General features: G+C 61.0%; 1 protein-coding gene. It reads left to right on the top strand.

Going from position 1 to position 249, the window contains the following annotated elements; all coding sequences use genetic code 11:
• On the top strand, positions 1 to 249 hold a 249-nt coding region (locus QP915_RS11660), incomplete at both ends, for a pyruvate formate lyase family protein (protein ID WP_284769440.1).

The raw sequence follows: 249 nt of genomic DNA, 5'->3' as shown, positions 1-249 counted from the left end.
CCCCGAGGTGGAGAAGATCTTCACCCGCTACCGCAAGACCCACAATGATGCGGTCTTCGATATCTACACCCCGCGCATTCGCGCCGCCCGTTCATCACACATCATCACCGGCTTGCCCGATGCCTATGGCCGCGGCCGCATCATCGGCGATTACCGCCGCGTGGCGCTGTACGGCGTGGACTATCTCATCCAGGAAAAGATCGAGGCACGTGATGCTATTGCCGATGCCGGCTTTTCCGAGCACTGGGC

Origin of the sequence: Corynebacterium sp. MSK158 (assembly GCF_030229085.1) — a bacterium.
In the GTDB taxonomy this organism is placed as follows: Bacteria; Actinomycetota; Actinomycetes; order Mycobacteriales; family Mycobacteriaceae; genus Corynebacterium.
Note: the sequence above shows the minus strand (reverse complement) of the source record. Positions and strands in the feature narration are given on the sequence as shown.